This window comes from Mesorhizobium sp. M1D.F.Ca.ET.043.01.1.1 (assembly GCF_003952385.1).
Taxonomy (GTDB): Bacteria; Pseudomonadota; Alphaproteobacteria; order Rhizobiales; family Rhizobiaceae; genus Mesorhizobium.
In genome coordinates, this window is the sequence record NZ_CP034444.1 from 3,053,540 (window position 1) to 3,073,156 (window position 19,617).

The window sequence follows — 19,617 nt, forward strand, 5'->3', positions numbered from 1 at the left end:
CCCTACGCTCCGAATACCTTTCTGCCGCCGATCCAGACCTTCCTGACATTGAGATCCTCCGACAGCCCAACGATGTCGGCGGCGGTGCCGTTGGCGAAGCGGCCGAGCCGGTGCGCCTGGCCGATCGCCTCGGCGGGGTAGAGCGAGGCCATGCGGAGCGCTTCGTCGAGATCGAGCCCGACGACGCGGTGGACGAAGCGCACGGCGGAAATCATGTCGAGGTCGGCGCCGGCCAGCGTGCCGTCGGCAAGCCTGAGACTCCCGTCCTTGCGATAGATGGTGCGGCCGTTGAGCGTGAAGGAGGTCATGTCGGTGCCGATCGTCGCCATGGCGTCGGTGACCAAAAGGATCTTGCCCGGTCCCTTCTTGGCGTTGAGCGCAAGCGTCATGGTGCCCGGGTGGACGTGGATGCCGTCGGCGATGATGCCGGCGTAGAGACTTCCCGTGTCGACGGTCGCGCCGGCCAGCCCCGGCTCACGATTGCCGATCTGGCTCATGGCATTGAAAAGGTGCGTGACGACGGTGGCGCCAGCCCCGGCGAAGGCAACTGCCGTGGCATAGCCGGTGTCGGAATGGCCGAGGCTGACGACGAGGCCGGCCTTGGCCAGCGCCGTGACGCGGGCGAGTTCGACGGATTCCGGCGCGATCGTGGTAAGCAGGACGGGAAGCGCACTGCGCGCGGCGATCAACGCCGCCTGGTCGGCATCCGTCATCGGCCGGATGAGGGCCGGATCATGCGCGCCCTTGCGGGCGACGGAGAGATGCGGCCCTTCGAGATGCAGGCCGAGGAACCCCGGCACTTTCTTGGCGGCGGCCTCGGCGCCGGCGGCGACGGCCGCGGCGGTGATCGCCGGCGTGTCGGTGATCAGCGTCGGCAGCAGCGCCGTGGTGCCGAAGGGCGCATGCGCCCGGCAGATGGTCTCGATCGAGGCGACATCCGGGTGGTCGTTGAGCATGACGCCGCCGCCGCCATTGACCTGGATGTCGACGAAGCCGGGAACCAGCAGGCCGCCGCCGGTCTCGACCTTGGACACGCCGGACGGAATGGCGCCGGTGGGCAGAATGGCTTCGACAAGACCGTCCTTGACGAGGAGGGCGGCGTCTTCATGCCAGTCGGCGCCGTCAAAGATCCTGGCGCCAGTGAGGGCGAAACGGTCGCTCATACGGTTTCCGTCACCTTGCGCAAATTGCGCGGCGCATCCGGATCGAGGCCACGATGGCGGGCGAAGGCCTCGACGAATCCATAGAAGGACACGATCAGCGGCAGCGGGTCGGTCAGCGGATGGCCGGTCGCGACATGCGGCAGCAGCCTGGCGCTCCCTGCCTTGTCGGAGGTGACGAAGGCGGCCGCGCCCTTGGCCGCCAGGCTGTCGGCGGCCTCGGCCACCGAAGGTTCCGAAGCGTCGCGGGCGGCGAGCGCCAGAACCGGGAAGCCCGGCCCGACCAGCGCCAGCGGCCCATGCATGACTTCCGCCGCGCTGTAGGCCTCGGCATGCATCGCGCAGGTCTCCTTGAACTTCAGCGCCGCCTCGCTGGCGATGGCGAAGGACGGGCCGCGGCCGAGGATGAACAGCGACTGCGGCGTCTCGAGCGCCGCCGCCAGCGCCATCCAGTCGCAGGCGATGGCCTTCTCGAAATGCTCGGGCAGGCGGGCGAGCGCGGCAAGCAGCGCCTCATCGCCGGTGCTGTGCGCCATCAGCGCCAGGGCGGCCACGGCCGAATTGACGAACGTCTTGGTGGCCGCGACGCTGCGCTCCGGCCCGGCGAGAATGTCGATGGCGTAGTCGGAGGCGCGCGCCAGCGGCGAGTCGGCCGTGTTGGTGATGGCGACGGTCAGCGCGCCGCCCGCCCTCGCCGTTTCGGCCATGGCGACGATGTCGGGGCTCTTGCCCGACTGCGAGATCGCCAGGCAGGCCGAGCCGCGCAGTCTCAGCTTCGCGCCATAGATGGAAGCGATCGACGGGCCGACGGAAGCGACGGCGAGGCCGGCGGTCAGTTCGACCGCATATTTCGTGAAGGTGGCGGCATGGTCGGACGAGCCGCGCGCCACGGTGACGACGAAATGCGGATCGCGCTCGCGAAGGCCGCGGCCGGCTTCGGCAAGCGCGTTGGCGGAGCCGTCGAGCAGGCGGGCGGTGGCCTCGGGGATCTCGTCGATCTCGCGCCGCATATGGGTGGTGGTTGCGCTCATGGCCGGATCTCCTCTCCCGGCCCGGTCAGCCGGAGTTCCGCGACGAAATCATAGGCGTCGCCCCTGTAGATCGAACGGGTGAACTCGATCACCTTGCCGCTCGCCAGATAGGAAATGCGCTCGATGTGCAGTCCGGCAACCCCCGGCGGCACTTCCAGCAGGCGCGCGTCGGCGTCGCCGAGATTGGCGGCAGAGATGCGCTGCACCGCCCGCACCGGACGGTTGCCGGTCAGTTCCAGCGCGGCGTAGAGCGAGGAGCCTACCGCCTCGGGATCGGGCAGCACGCTCGCCGAGATCGCGGCGCGCTCGATCGCCAGCGGCGTGTCGTTGGCGATGCGCAGGCGCGCCACGCGCGCCACCAGCTCACTCGACGACAGGCCGAGCACCATCATCTCGTCCGGCGAGGGCGCATAGAGGCCGCGGTCGAGCCAGGCCGAGCGCACGACCATGCCGCGGCGCGCCATGTCCTCGGTGAAGGAGGTTAATCTCGACAGCGATTGCTCGACGCGCTCCATGCGCGGCGCGACAAAGGTGCCGGAGCCGTGGCGCTGGACGAGGATGCCGCCTTTGACCAGGTCCTGCACCGCCTTGCGCACCGTGACGCGCGAGATGTCGGCCTTGCTGGCGATGTCGCGCTCGGAGGGCAGCGCGTCGCCCGGACCGATCAGGCCGCGATTGACCGCTTCCTCGATGCTTTTCCTCAGCTGCAGATAGAGCGGCGCGCCGCTCTGCGAGGATTCCTTCAGCATCGCGAAGATCTGGTCGGCGGCGCTCATCGCGACGCCTCCGGCAGCATGGCGAAGATCTGGTCGGCGGCGCTCATCGCGACGCCTCCGGCAGCATGGCGAAGATCTGGTCGGCGGCGCTCATCGGGCTGTCCCCGACTTGCCGGCGAAGATGCGCACGGCCATCTGCACCGCGCCGCCGAGCGCGTCATCGAGCGGGGCTTTCAGCAGCGCCTGATAGCGCGCCGACAGGCGCGGCGCATAGAGCGGCGCCAGGCCGCCGAGCAGGCAGAGCGGAGCACCGTCCGCAAGATCGAGCGCGCCGAGCGAGGCCTCGACATCGGCAACCGCCTTGTCGAGGATCCAGTTGGCGACAACGTCGCCCCTCTCGGCATGCTCGAAGACTTTTGGCGCGAAGCCGCCGAAGTCGCCCGGCTTGGCGTTGGTGGTGAACTCGACCACGTCCTCGGGATTGTTGCGGAAGACGGCGAGCATGGCGTCCGTCAGCGGCGAGCCGGGGCGGATGCCGTCATAGGCAAGCAGCGTCTGCTCGAGCAGATCGCGGCCGATGCGGGCGCCGCTGCCCTGGTCGCCGACCTGGAAACCCCAGCCGCCGATGGCGCGCGACTTGCCGTCCTTGCGCGCCATATAGGCGGTGCCGGTGCCGAGAATCGCCATGGCGCCGTCGCCAGAGCCGACCGCGCCTTCAAGCGCGATCTCGGCGTCGGTTTCGACGCGGCTCCTGCTGAAGGGCAGGATCGCTTCCAGCTGCTGCCTGTAGGTGCCGACATTGGCGCCGGCAAGGCCGAGGATGGCGGGCGTCTCAGGGATCAGCTGAGGGTCCTGGCCGGAGGCCAGGAATGCCTGCCTTGCCGCCTCGACGATGTTGGCTCGCGCGCCGGTGAGATCGGTGCGGATGTTGGCCGCGCCGCTTTTGGCGCGACCGACGACGGCGCCGTCGACGGTCGCAAGGGCCGCCCTGCAGCTGGTGCCGCCGCCATCGATGCCAAGCACGAATTTCACGCGATTTTCTCCTCGCCGAGGATAATACCAATAAAATACCAATAGCCAAGCGTTAATTTCGGTTCGAAAAAGATTAACGCGTATCTTATTGAAAAATCAGTGGAATTTGCCGACAAGGTATTTTGAAGGCACGAAAAGTGTTAATGGATGTGGACAAGTGGTATTTTTTTGGTATTGTTCGTTCAGTTGGAGGACGTTGGATGGTCGAGACGCGCACGGAAGCGCTTCATCAAAACGCCGAGGGGCTGGATGTCCAGACCCCGGAAGCCATCCTGGCGTTCCTGGCCAATGCCCAGGTCGAGGCCGCCAAGGCCGTGCATGGCGCCATTCCGGCGATCGCCGCGGCAGCCGAACTTATCGCAAGACAATTGAAGAGCGGCGGCAGGCTCGCCTATGCGGCGGCCGGCAGCTCCGGCCTGATGGCTGTTGCCGACGCGCTGGAACTTCCCGGCACCTTCGGCATCGCGCGCGACCGCATCGCCATCCTGATCGCCGGCGGCAACGAGGCCTTCCGCACGCTTGCCGGCGGACCGGAAGACGACACCGAGGAAGCCGCGGCAGCGGTCGCAAAGGCCGATATCGGCAAGGGCGACTGCCTGATCGCGATCTCGGCCAGCGGTTCGACACCTTATGCCGTCCAGGCGATCGGCGATGCGCGACGCCGGGGCGCCGCGACGATCGCGATCGCCAACAACAGCGGCGCGCCGCTGTTCGGCGAGGCCGATGTCGCCATCCTGCTCGAAACGCCGCCGGAACTGATCGCCGGCTCGACCCGCATGGGCGCCGGCACCGCGCAGAAGATCGCGCTCAACATGCTGTCGACGCTTGCCGCTGTCCATCTCGGCCATGTGCATGACGGCTACATGGTCAACCTCACCGCCGACAACATCAAGCTGCGCGACCGCGCGGTGCGCATGGTGGCCGCCATCACCGGCCGCAGCCGCGACGAGGCGGCGCGCCTGCTCGAAGAGAGCGGCGGTGTGGTCAAGACTGCCATTCTGCTCGCCGCCGGCGCCGCCAACGCCGACGCGGCCGAGAAGATACTGGAAGGAACCGGCCAGAAGCTCAGGCCGGCGCTTTCCGCGATCGAGGGGAGCAAGGGGCGCTAGCCCCTGTTCTCATCAGAACCGAACCTGAAAAAGGTCAACAGGGAGACTGAACATGACGACCAAACTACTGACGGCCCTTCTGCTCGGCACGAGCATCCTCGGCACCACCGGGATGGCGCTGGCCGAGGACGTGACGCTCAACATCGAAAGCTGGCGCGGCGACGACCTGACCATCTGGAAGGACAAGCTGATCCCGGCCTTCGAGGCCAAGAACCCCGGCATCAAGGTGGTGTTCGCGCCCTCGGCGCCGACTGAGTACGACGCAGCCCTCGGCGCCAAGCTCACCGCCGGCTCGGCGGGCGACCTGATCACCTGCCGGCCGTTCGACAAGTCGCTGGAGCTGTTCAAGAAGGGCAACCTCACCGACCTCTCGTCGCTGCCCGGCATGGACAACTTCTCGGCCGTCGCCAAGGCCGCCTGGCAGACCGATGATGGCAAGTCGAGCTTCTGCGTGCCGATGGCCTCGGTCATCCACGGCTTCATCTACAACAAGGACGCCTTCGACAAGCTCGGCCTCAAGGTGCCGACCACGAATGAAGAGTTCTACGCCGTGCTCGACAAGATCAAGGCGGACGGCACCTACATCCCGATGGCGATGGGCACCAAGGACCTCTGGGAAGCCGCGACCATGGGCTACCAGAACATCGGCCCGAACTACTGGAAGGGCGAGGACGGCCGCCAGGCGCTGATCAAGGGCGAGCAGAAGCTGACCGACGCCGACTGGGTCGAGCCCTACAAGGAACTGGCCAAGTGGAAGCCCTATCTCGGCGACGGCTTCGAGGCGCAGACCTATCCGGACAGCCAGAACCTGTTCACGCTCGGCCGCGCCGCCATCTATCCGGCCGGCTCGTGGGAGATCGGCCTGTTCAACACCCAGGCGCAGTTCAAGATGGGCGCCTTCCCGCCGCCGGTGCAGAAGGCCGGCGACACCTGCTACATTTCCGACCATACCGACATCGGCATGGGCCTGAATGCGGCATCGAAGCATCCGGAAGAGGCCAAGAAGTTCCTGGAATGGGTCGCCTCGCCGGACTTCGCCACCATCTACGCCAACGCGCTGCCGGGCTTCTTCAGCCTGAACAGCACGCCGGTGAAGATGGAAGACCCGCTGGCGCAGGAATTCGTCTCCTGGCGCGGCAAGTGCAAGTCGACGATCCGCTCGACCTATCAGATCCTGTCGCGCGGCACGCCGAACCTCGAGAACGAGACCTGGGTTGAATCGGCCAACGTGATCAACGGCACCGATACGCCGGAAGCCGCGGCCAAGAAGCTGCAGGACGGCCTCGACAGCTGGTACAAGCCGGCGAAGTAAAAGCTCAGGCAACGGCCGGCCGGGAACATGCCCGGCCGGCATTCGAACAGTTCTCAGATAGCGATTGTCGGCGCCGCCTCTCGGTCCTACCCTCATCTTGCGGGGAAGACGAAGCCGTACGGTCGCTGGCCTTGTCCACCCGTGAATGGGGACCGTCAGGCCGTGCATCGAGGCATCAGCTAAGCATCATCGACCTGGAACCGAGAGACGGCGGGGACCGAACTCATGGCCGCACAAACACGACCCAAGAAACCGATCCGCTGGCATATCGGCGTCTTCCTGGCGCCGGCGGTGCTCGTCTACACGGCGGTCATGATCCTGCCGCTGTTCGGCACTTTGCAGCTCTCCTTGTTCCGCAACATCGAGCAGTCCCAGGTGTTCGTCGGGCTGGGCAACTTCCGCACGCTGTTCGGCGATCCCAACTGGTCGGTGAACTTCTGGAACGCGCTCAGGAACAATGTCTGGTTCTTCATCATCCACATGCTGGTGCAGAACCCGATCGGCATCCTGCTCGCAGCCCTTCTGTCCAGCCCGCGGCTGCGCTTCGCCGCCTTCTACCGGACGGCGATCTTCGTGCCGACGATCCTGTCCTTCGTCATCGTCGGCTTCGCCTGGAAGCTGATCCTGTCGCCGATCTGGGGCGTGGCGCCGCACCTGCTTGACTTCGTCGGGCTGAAGAGCCTGTTCACGCCGTGGCTCGGCAAGGAGCAGTATGCGCTGACCGCGCTCAGCCTGGTCTCGGTCTGGCAGTTCGTCGGCATCCCGATGATGCTGATCTATGCCGCGCTGCTGTCGATCCCCGATGAGGTGATCGAGGCCGCCGAATGCGACGGCGTCACCGGCATGGCGCAGTTCTGGAAGATCAAGCTGCCGCTGATCCTGCCTTCGATCGGCATCATCTCCATCCTGACCTTCGTCGGCAATTTCAATGCCTTCGACCTGATCTACACCGCGCAAGGGGCGCTCGCCGGGCCGAACTATTCGACCGACATCCTCGGCACCTTCCTCTACCGCGCCTTCTTCGGCTTCCAGCTGCAGGTCGGCGACCCCAACATGGGCGCGGCGATCGCCACGATGATGTTCCTGATCATCCTGGCCGGCGTCTGCGTCTACCTGTTCCTCGTCCAGACGCGCCTGCGTCGCTACCAGTTCTGAGGCGCGCCATGAGCACAGCCACCCATTCGCTTCCCCGCACCATCGGCGCACACGCGGTCCTTTTGACCTACACCGTGATCGCGCTGTTCCCGGTGATCCTGGTGATCATGAACTCGTTCAAGTCGCGCGCGGGCATTTTCGGCGCGCCGCTGACGCCGCCCACGCCGAAGACCTTCGACCTGATCGGCTACACGACCGTGATCGGCCAGGGCGACTTCCTGCACTATTTCCAGAACAGCCTCGTCGTCACCGTCGCTTCGCTGTTCTTCGTGCTGCTGTTCGGCGCGATGGCGGCGTTCGCGCTGTCGGAATACCGCTTCCGCGGCAACACGCTGATGGGGCTCTATCTGGCGCTCGGCATCATGATCCCGATCCGTCTCGGCACGGTCGCCATCCTGCAGCTGATGGTGGCGACAGGACTGGTCAACACGCTGACGGCGCTGATCCTAGTCTATACCGCGCAAGGCCTGCCTTTAGCCATCTTCATCCTGTCGGAATTCATGAAGCAGGTGTCCGACGATTTGAAGAACGCCGGCCGCATCGATGGGCTGTCGGAATACACGATCTTCTTCCGGCTGGTGCTGCCGCTGGTGCGCCCGTCGATGGCGACGGTCGCTGTCTTCACCATGATCCCGATCTGGAACGACCTCTGGTTCCCGCTGATCCTTGCGCCGTCGGAAGAAACCAAGACGGTGACGCTCGGCGCGCAGCTCTTCCTCGGCCAGTTCGTCACCAACTGGAACGCGATACTGGCCGCGCTGTCGCTGGCGATCCTGCCGGTGCTGATCCTCTACGTCATCTTCTCGCGGCAGCTGATCCGCGGCATCACCTCGGGAGCCGTCAAGTGAGTTCAGAAAAACCCCTTCGCGTTGTCGTTGCCGGCCTCGGCAATATGGGCCGCAGCCATGCGCTGGCCTACCACACCAATCCGGGCTTCGAGATCGCCGCGCTCGTCAACCGCTCCGACGTGCCGCTGCCGGACGGGCTTGCCGGCTACGGCATCAGGCGCTCCTTCGAGGACGCGCTGCGCGACGAGAAGCCGGATGTCGCCGCGATCGCCACCTATTCCGACAGCCATGCCGACTACGCGGTCAGGGCATTCGAGGCGGGCTGCCATGTCTTCGTCGAGAAGCCGCTGGCAACGACGGTTGCCGATGCGCAACGCGTCGTCGACGCGGCCAGGGCCAACGGCAAAAAGCTGGTGATCGGCTATATTCTTCGCCACCATCCATCCTGGGTGCGGTTGATCGCCGAGGCGCGCAAGCTCGGCGGTCCCTACGTCTTCCGCATGAACCTCAACCAGCAGTCCTCAGGCCATACCTGGGGGACGCATAAGCAGCTGATGCAGACGACCTCGCCGATCGTCGACTGCGGCGTGCACTACCTCGACGTGATGCTGCAGATCACCGACGCCAGACCCGTCGAGGTGCGCGGCATGGGCGTGCGGCTCTCCGACGAGGTGGCGCCGTCGATGTACAATTACGGCCATCTCCAGGTGCTGTTCGAGGACGGTTCGGTCGGCTGGTACGAAGCCGGCTGGGGTCCGATGATCTCGGAGACCGCCTTCTTCGTGAAGGACGTGATGTCTCCAAACGGCTGCGTGTCGATCGTGATGAAGGAGGGCGTGAAGTCCGACGACATCGACACCCACACCAAGACCTCGACCATCCGCCTGCACAGCGCCGCGACCGGTCCGGACGGCACGTTCGCCAGGCAAGACGAGCTGCTGTCGATGGAGGGCGAGCCAGGACACCAGGAGCTCTGCGACCGCGAGCAGGCCTTCCTGCTCAGGGCCATCCGCGAGGACATCGACCTCACCCGCCACATGGACGACGCGGTGAAGTCGCTCGCCGTCTGCCTGGCGGCCGACGAGAGCGTGCGCACCGGCGCCCCGATCAAACTCTAGAACAAGGACGAAGCCGTGGGCTCGCTGAACATCGAGAATGTGAAGAAGGCTTTCGGGCCGGTCGAGGTGCTGAAGGGCATCGACCTCGAGGTCAATGACGGCGAGTTCGTCGTCTTCGTCGGCCCTTCCGGCTGCGGGAAGTCGACGCTGCTGCGCGTGATCGCGGGGCTGGAGGATTCGACCTCCGGCCGTGTGCTGATCGACGGCGACGACGTCTCCGTGACGCCGCCGGCCAAACGCGGCATCGCCATGGTGTTCCAGACCTACGCGCTCTATCCGCATCTGACGGTGAGGAACAATATGGGCCTCGGCCTGAAGCAGGCCGGCACGCCTTCGGCCGAGATCGACCGCCGCATCAAGATCGCTTCCACCATGCTGTCGCTGGAGCCCTATCTCGAGCGGCGCCCGGCGGAGCTTTCGGGCGGCCAGCGCCAGCGCGTCGCCATCGGCCGCGCCGTCGTGCGCGAGCCGAAACTGTTCCTGTTCGACGAGCCGCTGTCGAACCTCGACGCGGCGCTGCGCGTCAACACAAGGCTGGAGATCGCGCAGCTGCACCGGCGGCTGGAGGCGACGATGATCTACGTCACCCACGACCAGGTCGAGGCGATGACGCTGGCCGACAAGATCGTGGTGCTCAACGCCGGGCGGATCGAGCAGATCGGCAGCCCGATGGAGCTCTACAATTCGCCGGCCAATGATTTCGTCGCCGGTTTCATCGGCTCACCGAAGATGAATTTCATCGACGGCGCCAAGCTGGGCGAAACGGCGAAGACCGTCGGTGTCAGGCCGGAGCATCTGACGGTCGACACGAAATCCGGCGCCTGGAAAGGCACGGTGGTGCATGCCGAGCACCTCGGCGCCGACACCAACCTCTATCTCGACTGCGAGAAGGCGGGGATGCTGACGGTGCGCATCTTCGGCGTCTACAATGCCGAGCCGGGCTCGACGCTCTATGCGACGCCCGATCCGGCGAAGACGTATCGGTTCGGAGCCGATGGAAGAGTGTTGAAGTAGGCGCCAGCCTCTCCTTCTCCCCTCGTGGGAGAAGGTGGATCGGCGCGCAGCGCCGAGGCGGATGAGGGTGCGCGACGGAGCGCGGCGTCAGGAAATCGAAGGGTGCTCAGCTCTCACCTCTGCAAGGTTGAGATCCTTCCAACACCCCTCATCCGGCCGCTTCGCGGCCGCCTTCTCCCTCAGGGGGAGAAGGGGAGGCGGCGCTTTACTCGTCCGCCTTGAACGTCTGCTTCTGCTGGCCCATGCCTTCGATGCCGAGCTCGACGACGTCGCCGGGCTTCAGGAACACCGGCGGCTTCATGCCGAGGCCCACGCCAGGCGGCGTGCCGGTGGAGATGATGTCGCCGGGATGCAGCGACATGAACTGGCTGAGGTAGGAGACCAGATATTTGACCCCGTAGACCATGGTCCTGGTCGAGCCGTTCTGCATGGTCTTGCCGTTGACGGTCAGCCACATCTTGAGGTTTTGCGGGTCGGCGATCTCGTCCTTGGTGACCAGCCAGGGGCCGATCGGGCCGAAGGTGTCGCAGGACTTGCCCTTGGTCCACTGGCCCTGGCGCTCGGCCTGGAAGGCGCGCTCGGACACGTCGTGCGCGACGCAATAGCCGGCAACATAATCCAGCGCGTCGGCCTCGCTGACATATTTCGCCGTCTTGCCGATGACGACGCCGAGCTCGACTTCCCAGTCGGTCTTGACCGAGCCGCGCGGGATCAGCACGTCGTCGTCCGGCCCGACGATGGCCGAGCTCGCCTTCATGAAGATGATCGGCTCCGGCGGCACGGTGGCGCCGGTCTCCGCCGCGTGGTCGGAATAGTTGAGGCCGATGCAGATGAATTTGCCGGTGCCGGCGACGCAGGCGCCCAGGCGCGGGCTACCGGCGACCGCCGGCAGCGAGTTCGGATCGAGCTTCGACAGCATCTCCAGCGAAGCCGGATGGAGCGCGGTGCCGCCGATGTCGGCGACATGGGCCGAAAGGTCGCGGATCGTGCCATCCTGATCGAGCAGGCCGGGACGCTCGCTCCCCACCTCGCCATAGCGCAGCAACTTCATCTTTGTTCTCCACCTTGCGGCCAAGGGCCGTTTTCTCAAACTCTATCCGCGAAACCGGGCGGACCGTAGTCGCCGTCCCGGTCGCCAGCAAGCGCGCGTCACACTCAAGTTGCGCCCGGAAGCAGGATTTTCAGACCCTGCGATCCCTCCGCCGACAAATGTCGGATGAGGCCGCTATCTTTCCCTGTCCGTCCTTTTCCTAAGGCAACAGGTCAGATCGACCAGCCGCCATCGATATTGTAGGCCTGCCCCGAGGTGTAGGTCGCGCCTGCCAGATAGACGGCGAGGTCGGCAATCTCCTCAGGCGTGCCAAGCCGCCCCATGGGCTGGCGGGCGATGAAGGCCGCGCGGGCCGCTTCGTAATCCCCCTGCGCATGCATGCGGTCCTGCAGCGACGGGCTCTCGACCGTGCCCGGGCAGATGGCATTGCAGCGTATGCCCTTGGCGACATAGTCGGCGGCGATCGCCTTGGTCAGGCCGATGACGGCGGCCTTGGTGACACCATAGGCGAAGCGGTTCGGCACGCCCTTCTGCGAGCTCGCCAGCGACGCCATGTTGATGATCGAGCCGTCGCCGCGCTCCAGCATGCCGGGCAGCACGGCGCGGATGGTGCGGATCATCGAGCGGACATTGAGGTTGAGCGCGAAATCGAGATCGGCATCGGTCATTTCGAGGATCGAGCCGGAATGGACGAAGCCGGCGCAGTTGAACAGCACATCGACCGGTCCGATCTCGGCGAAGGCGGCACTGACAGCCGCATCGTTCAGCACGTCGAGCTTGCGGGCCCTGATGCCGGCAGTCTTGCCAAACTCGGCCAATAGAGGCTCATTGATGTCGGTGGCGTGAACCGTGGCGCCGGCATTGGCAAAAGCCAGGGCGCTTGCCCGGCCGATGCCCTGCGCCGCCGCGGTGACGACCACCACCTTGCCTGCCAGATCCGCCATGCTTTCCTCCTCGCCTGCCTGGTGCGTCCGACTCTATCGATGGCCGGCTGCGACGTCGTCTGCCAGCGGGCCGGCATCGTGCGGCCTATCCGCCGCCCTTCATAGATAAAGATGTTTTTTCTCGTTAAAGAACACGCGCGCCAGCGTCAAGCCCGAACGCGATCTCGTCGCGGCGGCGGCCGCAAGCCGGCGCGTTTGCAGCGACGGGCTTCAGTCGCCGTAAGGCACCCAGACGTTCTTGACCTCGACGGCGCGGCGCAGGAAGGCATCGCCTGCGGCTTCGCCCGAGGCCCAGTCGAGGCTGCGGCCGTTGCCGGTCCAGACGCGCTTCAAGTTGCCGATGGAATCGGCCTCCGCCTTGGCGCAGCTGTCGGCATCGGCAAACACCCAGAGCCCGTCGACGTCGTCATGCTTGGCCAGCACGCCGCAAAGCTCGGCGCTGCGTCCGGTGACGATGTTGATGGCGCCGGCCGGAATGTCGGAATACTCGATGACCTGGTAGAGATCCGTAGCCAGCAGAGGGTGGCGCTCGGACGGGACGGCCACCACCGTGTTGCCCATGGCGAGCGCCGGCGCCACCAGCGAGATAAAGCCGAGCAGCGGCTGGTTGTCCGGCGCGACGATGCCGACGACGCCCACCGGTTCGTGCAACGCAAGTGTCACGACACGGGCCGGCGGCTGGTGGACACGGCCCTCGAATTTGTCGGTGAGGCCCGCATAGAGGAACAGCCGCTCGATCGACTGCTCGACCTCTTCCCGCGCGGCTTTGGGAGCGACGCCGGTGAGCTGGACGAGGCGCGCCGCGAACTCGTCGACGCGGCCCGAAAGGTTTTCCGCGAAATAGTAGAGCACCTGGCTGCGGTTGTAGGCGGTCGCCTCCGGCCAGGCCTTGCACGCGCGGGCAGCAGAAACCGCATCGCGGATGTCCTTGCGGTTGCCGAGGCCGACTTCGCCGGCAAGCTTGCCCTTGGCGGTGGCGACGGCGAGCGAGTAGTTGCCGTCCGGCCGCACCTGCTTGCCGCCGACGAACAGCTTTGCCGTGCGGTCGACGGCCATGCCGTCGGCCTGCTCGGCCGGTTGAGCTGAGCCGGCGGCGGCCGGCTTGATGGCGGGGCCGACGGGCAGTTTTGCCGCCAGATATTCGAACATGCCTTCCCGGCCGCCCTCGCGGCCGAAGCCGCTTTCGCGATAGCCGCCGAAGCCGCAGGCGGCGTCGAACATGTTGGTGCCGTTGACCCACACCACGCCGGCCTTCAACTGCGGCGCGACATGCAAAGCGAGATTGATATTCTCGCTCCACACCGAAGCGGCAAGGCCGTAGCGCGTGTTGTTGGCAAGCTCGATCGCTTCCTCGGTGTTGCGGAAGCTCATTGTGGCCAGCACCGGCCCGAACACCTCCTCCTGCGCCAGAATATTAGCCGGCGCAACAGATGTCGCGAGCGTCGGCAAATGATAGTAGCCAGTCGTCGGCAAGCCAGCGTCGGGCTGCCAGCACACCGCGCCCTGCCTGGCGCCCTCGGCGATCAGGCCCTTGACGCGGTCGAGTTGGGTGCGGTCGACCAACGGGCCGATATCGGTGTTCTTGTCGAGCGGGCTGCCAACGCGCAGCCGGCTCATCCTGACTTTGACCTTGGCGATGAAGGCCTCGGCGACGCCTTCCTGCACCAGCAGCCGCGAGCCGGCGCAGCAGACCTGGCCCTGGTTGAACCAGATGCCGTCGACCAGACCTTCGACGGCGCTGTCGAGATCGGCATCCTCGAAAACGATGAAGGCCGACTTGCCGCCAAGCTCCAGCGAAAGCTTCTTGCCCGAGCCGGCGGTGGCCTTGCGGATGATCTTGCCTACTTCCGAAGAGCCGGTGAAGGCGATCTTCTGGACGTCTGGATGATTGACGATGGCCGCACCCGCCTCCGGTCCGCCCTGGACGATGTTGACGACGCCTTTCGGCACACCGGCGCGCTCGCAGATCTCGGCGAACAGTATGGCGGTGAGCGGCGTGAACTCGGCCGGCTTCAGTACCACGGTGCAGCCGGCGGCCAAAGCCGGCGCGATCTTCCAGGCCAGCATCAGCAGCGGGAAATTCCACGGGATGACCTGACCGACGACGCCGACCGGCTTGTGATCGGGAAAATCCTTCTCAAGCGTCTGCGCCCAGCCGGCGTGATGGATGAAATGGCGGATCGCCAGCGGCACGTCGATGTCGCGGCTCTCGCGGATCGGCTTGCCGTTGTCGATCGATTCCAGCACCGCGAACAGCCGCTGATGGCGCTGCATGGCGCGGCCGATGGCGTAGAGCACCTTGGCCCTGGCATAGCCCGAGCTGACGCTCCATTTCGGCAGAGCGTTGGCGGCCGCGGCGACCGCGGCGTCGATGTCGGCGGCGCTCGCGTCCGAGACCTTGGCAAGCAGCTTGCCAGAGGACGGCTCGGTTGTCTCAAAAGTCTTGCCGCCCGCCGCCGCTTTCCAGGCGCCGTCGATGAACAGCGCCTTGGAGAAGTCGCGCGCGGCGAGCCAGGCATCCGCCTCGTTGCGGGCTTCCGGCGCCGGGCCGTATTCCATGGCATGGTAGCGGTCGAGGATGTTCATGAGACGGCGCTCCAGATAATTGTCTCGGGAGGCATTCCTTCGCGCCCCCCTCTGTCCTGCCGGACATCTCCCCCACAAGGGGGGAGATCAGCCTTCGCGCCTGTCGGCTGCCGTCCTACAACGTCGACGATTGGCGAAATCATCGATGACAGCCAATCTCCCCACAAGTGGGGGAGATGTCCGGCAGGACAGAGGGGGGCGCGAAGGAACTCGGCGTTCAAGGGCTTGGCCCGCACTATGCCATCGCGTGGCGATGGTTGGCCGAATAGTGGCCGGTCAGGTGATGCTCCAACTGGCGTTCGATGTCGGTGAGCAGGCTGGACGCGCCGAAGCGAAACAGCTCCGGCTCCAGCCAAGGCCGGCCGAGCTCTTCCTTCATCAGCACCAGCCAGTCGAGCGAGACTTTGGCGGTGGAAATGCCGCCCGCCGGCTTGAAGCCGATGAGATAGCCGGTTTCCTCGAAATAGGCGCGGATGGCGCGCACCATCGCGAGGCCCACCGCAAGCGTGGCGTTGACGCTTTCCTTGCCGGTCGAGGTTTTTATGAAATCGGCGCCCGCCATCATCGCCACCATCGAGGCGAGCATCACATTGCGCAGCGTGGCGAGGTCGCCGGTGCCGAGAATGACTTTCAGATGCGCATCGCCGCAGGCGGCGCGCATGGCGACGATCTCGTTGAACAGCTCGCGCCACTTGGCGCCGTAGACCAGGCCGCGCTGGATGACGACGTCGATCTCGTCGGCGCCGTCGCGCACCGAAGCCTCGATCTCCTGCAGGCGGGTCGAGAGCGGCGCCAGCCCGTGCGGGAAGGCGGTGGAGACGGCTGCGACATGGATGCCGGTGCCGCGCAGCGCGTCGACCGCGGTGGCGACGAAGGGATGGTAGACGCAGACCGCCGCCGGACGGATGGTTTCGCCTGATATGCCGAGCCCCTCGACGATATCCCGACGCAGTGGATTGATCGCCTTGGCGCAGAGCCGGCGCACGCGCTCGTCGGTGTCGTTGGAATTGAGCGTGGTGAGGTCCATGCAGGCAATGGCGCGCAGCAGCCAGGCGGCCTGATTGTCGGCCTTGATCGAGCGCCGCTTGGTGAGCGTGGCGACCCGGCGCTCCAGCGCCGATCGGTTGACGCTGCGCACCGATTCCAGGAAGCCTAGATCGAGCTTCATGCCGGGGTTGCGGGCGATGCCATGCTCCAGCGGCATCGGCGTGTTGGCAGCGGCGCGCGCCGGCAGCGGCATAACCTTGGACGCGCCGGCGCCTGCGCCGGCCTCGCGGATGGTGCTGCTCATCTCCTGCCCTTTCATTTCAGCGCGCTTGCGCTTTATGCCTTCGTGCGTGTCGCTGGGTGACCCGCACGAAGATAGCCCGTGAAGCGACGCTTCACGAGTCTTTCAAAGGGTCATAGCGGAAAAAGGCCGCCGAAGCAGCAGATTTTTGACCGTATGGTCAAAACAACATGTTGGGCGGTGGGCGACGCGCCTCAGCCGACGAAGGCGCGCTCGACGACGAAGCTGGCGGGATGGCTGAGCGAGCCCTCCTGGAAGCCGAGGCTCTCGGCGAGTTCCTTGACATCCTTCAGCATGTGCATCGAGCCGCAGATCATGATGCGGTCGGTCTTGGGATTGAGCTTGTCGATCCCGAGGTCGGAATAGAACTTGCCCGAGCCGATCAGCGCGGTGATGCGGCCCATGCGCGCCGATTGCTCGCGGGTCGTCGAATTGTAGAGCGTGACGCGGCCGCCGGTCAGCTCGCCGATCAGCGGATCGCTCTCGAGCGCCGCCACCAGTTCCTGGCCGTAGGTAAGCTCGGCATTGTCGCGGCAGGTGTGGGTGAGGATGACCTGGTCGAACTTCTCATAGGTGTCGGGATCGCGCAGCAGGCTGGCGAAGGGCGCAATGCCGGTGCCGGTCGAGATCATGAACACGCGCTTGGCGGGCGTCAGCGCATCGAGCACCAGCGTGCCGGTCGACTTCTGGCGCATGATGACGGTGTCGCCGACCTCGATCTTCTGCAGCTCGGAGGTCAGCGGACCGTCCGGAACCTTGATCGAGAAGAATTCCAGCTCGTCGTCCCAAGCGGGACTGGCGACGGAGTAGGCGCGGAAGATCGGCTTCTCGGCATTGGGCAGGCCGATCATGACGAACTCGCCGGAGCGGAAGCGCAGCGACTGCGGGCGGGTGATGCGGAACGAGAACAGCCGGTCGGTGTAGTGCTTCACCGAGACCACGGTCTCGGCATAGACATTGGCCGGGATCGGGAACTGCAGCGGCTTGGCGCCGGCAACGTTCAACGCGGATGACGTGTTCATCAAACCCAACCTTCCGGCGCGGACGCGAGGCGCGAGCGCCAAACCTTCTCCTGCGCGCCCGAACTCAGGTTCCGACGCGCTCTCCACACACTGCCAAGCGGTAAGCTCTTGTGTGCCGAATTTATTAGTATACAAATGATCTTCAGGTCAAGATGGCAGCGTAAAACGCCTTTCCAAACCAAGGCATATCCGTAGTCCTGGCATTTCGGGTTTCGGCAATGAATGAGAAATTTTCGGCGTCGGCGGGAAGCGTCGTTGCCGGCATCGATGTCGGGGGAACCTTCACCGATCTGCTCCTGATCGATGGCAAGGCAGGCGGCAAGGTGCATATCGCCAAGACGCCGACCACGGTGGAAAATCAGGCCTTTGGCGTGGTTTCGGCGCTCGGTGCGACCGGCTTTCCGGTCGACGGCATCGACCTCATCGTGCACGGCACGACCACCACCACCAACGCCGTGCTGGAGCGCCGGCTGGCGCGAACCGGCATGATCACCACGCGCGGCTTTCGCGACGTGATCGAGCTCGGACGGCGCACAAGGCCGCAAGCCTATGGCATGACGGGCACTTTCGTACCAGTCATTCCGCGAGACCTCCGCCTTGAGGTCTCCGAGCGCGTGGAGGCCTCCGGCGCCGTTCGCGTGCCGCTCGACGAGACCGAGATGCGCGATGCGCTGAAGCGGCTGCTCGCCGCCGGCTGCGAGTCGCTCGTCATCCATTTCCTGCATTCCTACGCCAACCCGGCGCATGAACGCCGCGCCGCCGAGATCGCGGCGGAGTTCTGGCCGAACGGCCACATCACCACCGGCCATGCGCTGCTTTCGGAGGCGCGCGAGTTCGAGCGCGGCGTGACGGCCGCGGTCAACGCCTCGGTGCAGCCGATCCTGGAGCGCTATGTCGAACGGCTGCGCAAGGAGCTCGCCGCGAAGGGCTATGCCCGCGACTTCCTGATCATGAACGGCAACGGCGGCATGATCTCGGCCCGCTTCGTCACGCTGGAATCGGCCAAGACCGTGATGTCGGGCCCGGCGTCGGGCGTGATCGCCGCCGCCTATACCGGAAAACGCGCCGGCTTCGGCAACCTCGTCACCTATGACATGGGCGGCACCTCGACCGACGTGGCGCTGATCCGCAACGCCGAGCCCGCCGTCTCGAACGAGATCGAGATCGAATATGCGATGCCGATCCATGTGCCGATGGTGGCGGTGCATACGGTCGGCGCCGGCGGCGGCTCGATCGCGCGCGTCGACGCGGCCGGGCTGATCCAGATCGGCCCGGAAAGCGCCGGCGCCAATCCCGGTCCGATCTGCTACGGGCGCGGCGGCACGGAGCCGACCATCACCGATGCCAATCTGGTGCTCGGCCGGCTGGCGCCGAAGAAGCTGCTCGCGGTCGACAATCCGGTCACCGTCGAAAGCGTCACCTCGATCTTCGAGGACAGGATCGGTAAGAGGACCGGCCTGTCCGGCGTCGAGGCGGCGGGCGCGATCTTGAGGCTCGGCAACATGAAGATGGCGGGCGCCATCCGCATGGTCTCGGTATCGCGCGGCCACGATCCGCGCGATTTCGCGCTGTTCGCCTTCGGCGGCGCCGGACCGCTGCATGCGACGGCGCTCGCCCGCGAGCTCGGCCTGCCGAAAGTGCTGGTGCCGGCGCGCCCCGGCATCACGAACGCGCTCGGCTGCGTCGTCGCGGATATGCGGCATGACTTTGTCAACACAATCAACATGCCGGTCGGTGGGCTCGACGAAGCTGCGCTTCGCGAGGTGTTGGAACGGCACCGTAACGAAGGCGAGGCGCTAATCGCCAAGGAAGCGGTGAAGCCGGACGCGATCCGCGTGACGCACTCCGCCGACATGCAGTTCGTCGGCCAGACGCATATCATCAACGTGCCGTTGCCTTCGTCGTCGGTTTCACGAGAAACGCTGCAGCAACTGTTCGAAAAGGCCTATTTCGCGCGCTTCAAGGTCGAGCTGCCGGAGATCCGCGCCAACCTCGTCAACCTCAACACATCGGTGACCGGCGTGCGGCCGCAGATCGACCTGTCGAAGCTGATCGACCCAGCGGGGCGCGCGGCGACGCTCGAGGAGGCGCGGCGCGAGATCCGGCCGGTCTGGTATCACGGCGCCTGGCGCGACACGCCGGTCTACGCCCGCGAAAAGCTGCCGCTTGACGCTATCATCAAGGGGCCGGCGATCCTGGAACAGATGGACGCCACCACCGTGCTCGAGCCAGGCGACCGCGCCCGCTCGGACGCCGACGGCAACATCATCATCGATATCGGCGAGGCCTAA

Annotated in this window: 16 protein-coding genes; 7 read left to right on the forward strand and 9 right to left on the reverse strand. The window is 65.7% G+C overall.

Annotation, left to right across the window (positions count from 1 at the left end; translation table 11 throughout):
* Window positions 1–2: 2 nt before the first annotated feature.
* The 4 genes from nagA to EJ067_RS14790 form a co-directional block, all read right to left on the reverse strand.
* Entirely contained in the window at window positions 3–1,163 is a 1,161-nt protein-coding gene (gene nagA, locus EJ067_RS14775; protein WP_126086390.1) for an N-acetylglucosamine-6-phosphate deacetylase, read from the reverse strand.
* Window positions 1,160–2,191 carry an SIS domain-containing protein gene (locus tag EJ067_RS14780; protein ID WP_126086391.1) on the reverse strand — a complete coding sequence of 344 codons (1,032 nt, stop codon included), beginning with the start codon at window positions 2,189–2,191 and terminating at the stop codon, window positions 1,160–1,162. The genes nagA and EJ067_RS14780 overlap by 4 nt, the downstream gene beginning before the upstream one ends.
* Window positions 2,188–2,967, reverse strand: coding sequence for a GntR family transcriptional regulator (locus tag EJ067_RS14785; protein ID WP_126086392.1), 780 nt, complete (start codon window positions 2,965–2,967; stop codon window positions 2,188–2,190). The genes EJ067_RS14780 and EJ067_RS14785 overlap by 4 nt, the downstream gene beginning before the upstream one ends.
* A 90-nt stretch (window positions 2,968–3,057) precedes the next feature.
* Window positions 3,058–3,939: an N-acetylglucosamine kinase gene (locus EJ067_RS14790; RefSeq protein WP_126086393.1), complete on the reverse strand. Its 882-nt coding sequence runs from the start codon at window positions 3,937–3,939 to the stop codon at window positions 3,058–3,060.
* Between the two features lie 200 nt (window positions 3,940–4,139).
* On the opposite strand from EJ067_RS14790, the gene EJ067_RS14795 reads away from it, so the two are divergent.
* The 6 genes from EJ067_RS14795 (at window position 4,140) to EJ067_RS14820 (ending at window position 10,435) form a co-directional block, all read left to right on the forward strand.
* Entirely contained in the window at window positions 4,140–5,048 is a 909-nt protein-coding gene (locus EJ067_RS14795) for an N-acetylmuramic acid 6-phosphate etherase (RefSeq protein ID WP_126086394.1), read from the forward strand.
* 52 nt (window positions 5,049–5,100) lie between these two features.
* A complete protein-coding gene (locus tag EJ067_RS14800; protein ID WP_126086395.1) occupies window positions 5,101–6,360 on the forward strand; it encodes an ABC transporter substrate-binding protein in 1,260 nt (419 codons plus the stop codon).
* A gap of 225 nt (window positions 6,361–6,585) precedes the next feature.
* Complete coding sequence (locus EJ067_RS14805; protein ID WP_126086396.1) at window positions 6,586–7,515, forward strand: sugar ABC transporter permease; 930 nt, start codon at window positions 6,586–6,588, stop codon at window positions 7,513–7,515.
* Between the two features lie 8 nt (window positions 7,516–7,523).
* Window positions 7,524–8,363, forward strand: coding sequence for a carbohydrate ABC transporter permease (locus EJ067_RS14810; RefSeq protein WP_126086397.1), 840 nt, complete (start codon window positions 7,524–7,526; stop codon window positions 8,361–8,363).
* On the forward strand, window positions 8,360–9,421 hold the full coding sequence (locus EJ067_RS14815; RefSeq protein WP_126086398.1) for a Gfo/Idh/MocA family oxidoreductase: 1,062 nt from the start codon (window positions 8,360–8,362) through the stop codon (window positions 9,419–9,421). Before EJ067_RS14810 ends, EJ067_RS14815 begins: the two co-directional genes overlap by 4 nt.
* 15 nt (window positions 9,422–9,436) lie before the next feature.
* Entirely contained in the window at window positions 9,437–10,435 is a 999-nt protein-coding gene (locus EJ067_RS14820; RefSeq protein WP_126086399.1) for an ABC transporter ATP-binding protein, read from the forward strand.
* 205 nt (window positions 10,436–10,640) lie between these two features.
* On the opposite strand, the gene EJ067_RS14825 is transcribed toward EJ067_RS14820, so the two are convergent.
* From EJ067_RS14825 to EJ067_RS14850, 5 genes are all read right to left on the reverse strand, one after another.
* Complete coding sequence (locus EJ067_RS14825) at window positions 10,641–11,486, reverse strand: fumarylacetoacetate hydrolase family protein (RefSeq protein WP_126086400.1); 846 nt, start codon at window positions 11,484–11,486, stop codon at window positions 10,641–10,643.
* 212 nt (window positions 11,487–11,698) lie between these two features.
* Complete coding sequence (locus EJ067_RS14830; RefSeq protein ID WP_126086401.1) at window positions 11,699–12,430, reverse strand: SDR family oxidoreductase; 732 nt, start codon at window positions 12,428–12,430, stop codon at window positions 11,699–11,701.
* A 210-nt stretch (window positions 12,431–12,640) separates the two neighbouring features.
* The gene (locus EJ067_RS14835) at window positions 12,641–15,016 is read right to left on the reverse strand and encodes an aldehyde dehydrogenase family protein (RefSeq protein WP_126086402.1); all 2,376 of its coding nucleotides are present in this window, start codon (window positions 15,014–15,016) and stop codon (window positions 12,641–12,643) included.
* A gap of 235 nt (window positions 15,017–15,251) precedes the next feature.
* Complete coding sequence (gene deoC / locus EJ067_RS14845; RefSeq protein WP_126086403.1) at window positions 15,252–16,307, reverse strand: deoxyribose-phosphate aldolase; 1,056 nt, start codon at window positions 16,305–16,307, stop codon at window positions 15,252–15,254.
* A gap of 191 nt (window positions 16,308–16,498) precedes the next feature.
* The gene (locus EJ067_RS14850) at window positions 16,499–17,326 is read right to left on the reverse strand and encodes a ferredoxin--NADP reductase (protein WP_126086404.1); all 828 of its coding nucleotides are present in this window, start codon (window positions 17,324–17,326) and stop codon (window positions 16,499–16,501) included.
* Between the two features lie 218 nt (window positions 17,327–17,544).
* Between EJ067_RS14850 and EJ067_RS14855 the strand changes: the two genes are divergently transcribed.
* Window positions 17,545–19,617, forward strand: a complete 2,073-nt coding sequence (locus tag EJ067_RS14855; protein ID WP_126086405.1) for a hydantoinase/oxoprolinase family protein — start codon at window positions 17,545–17,547, stop codon at window positions 19,615–19,617.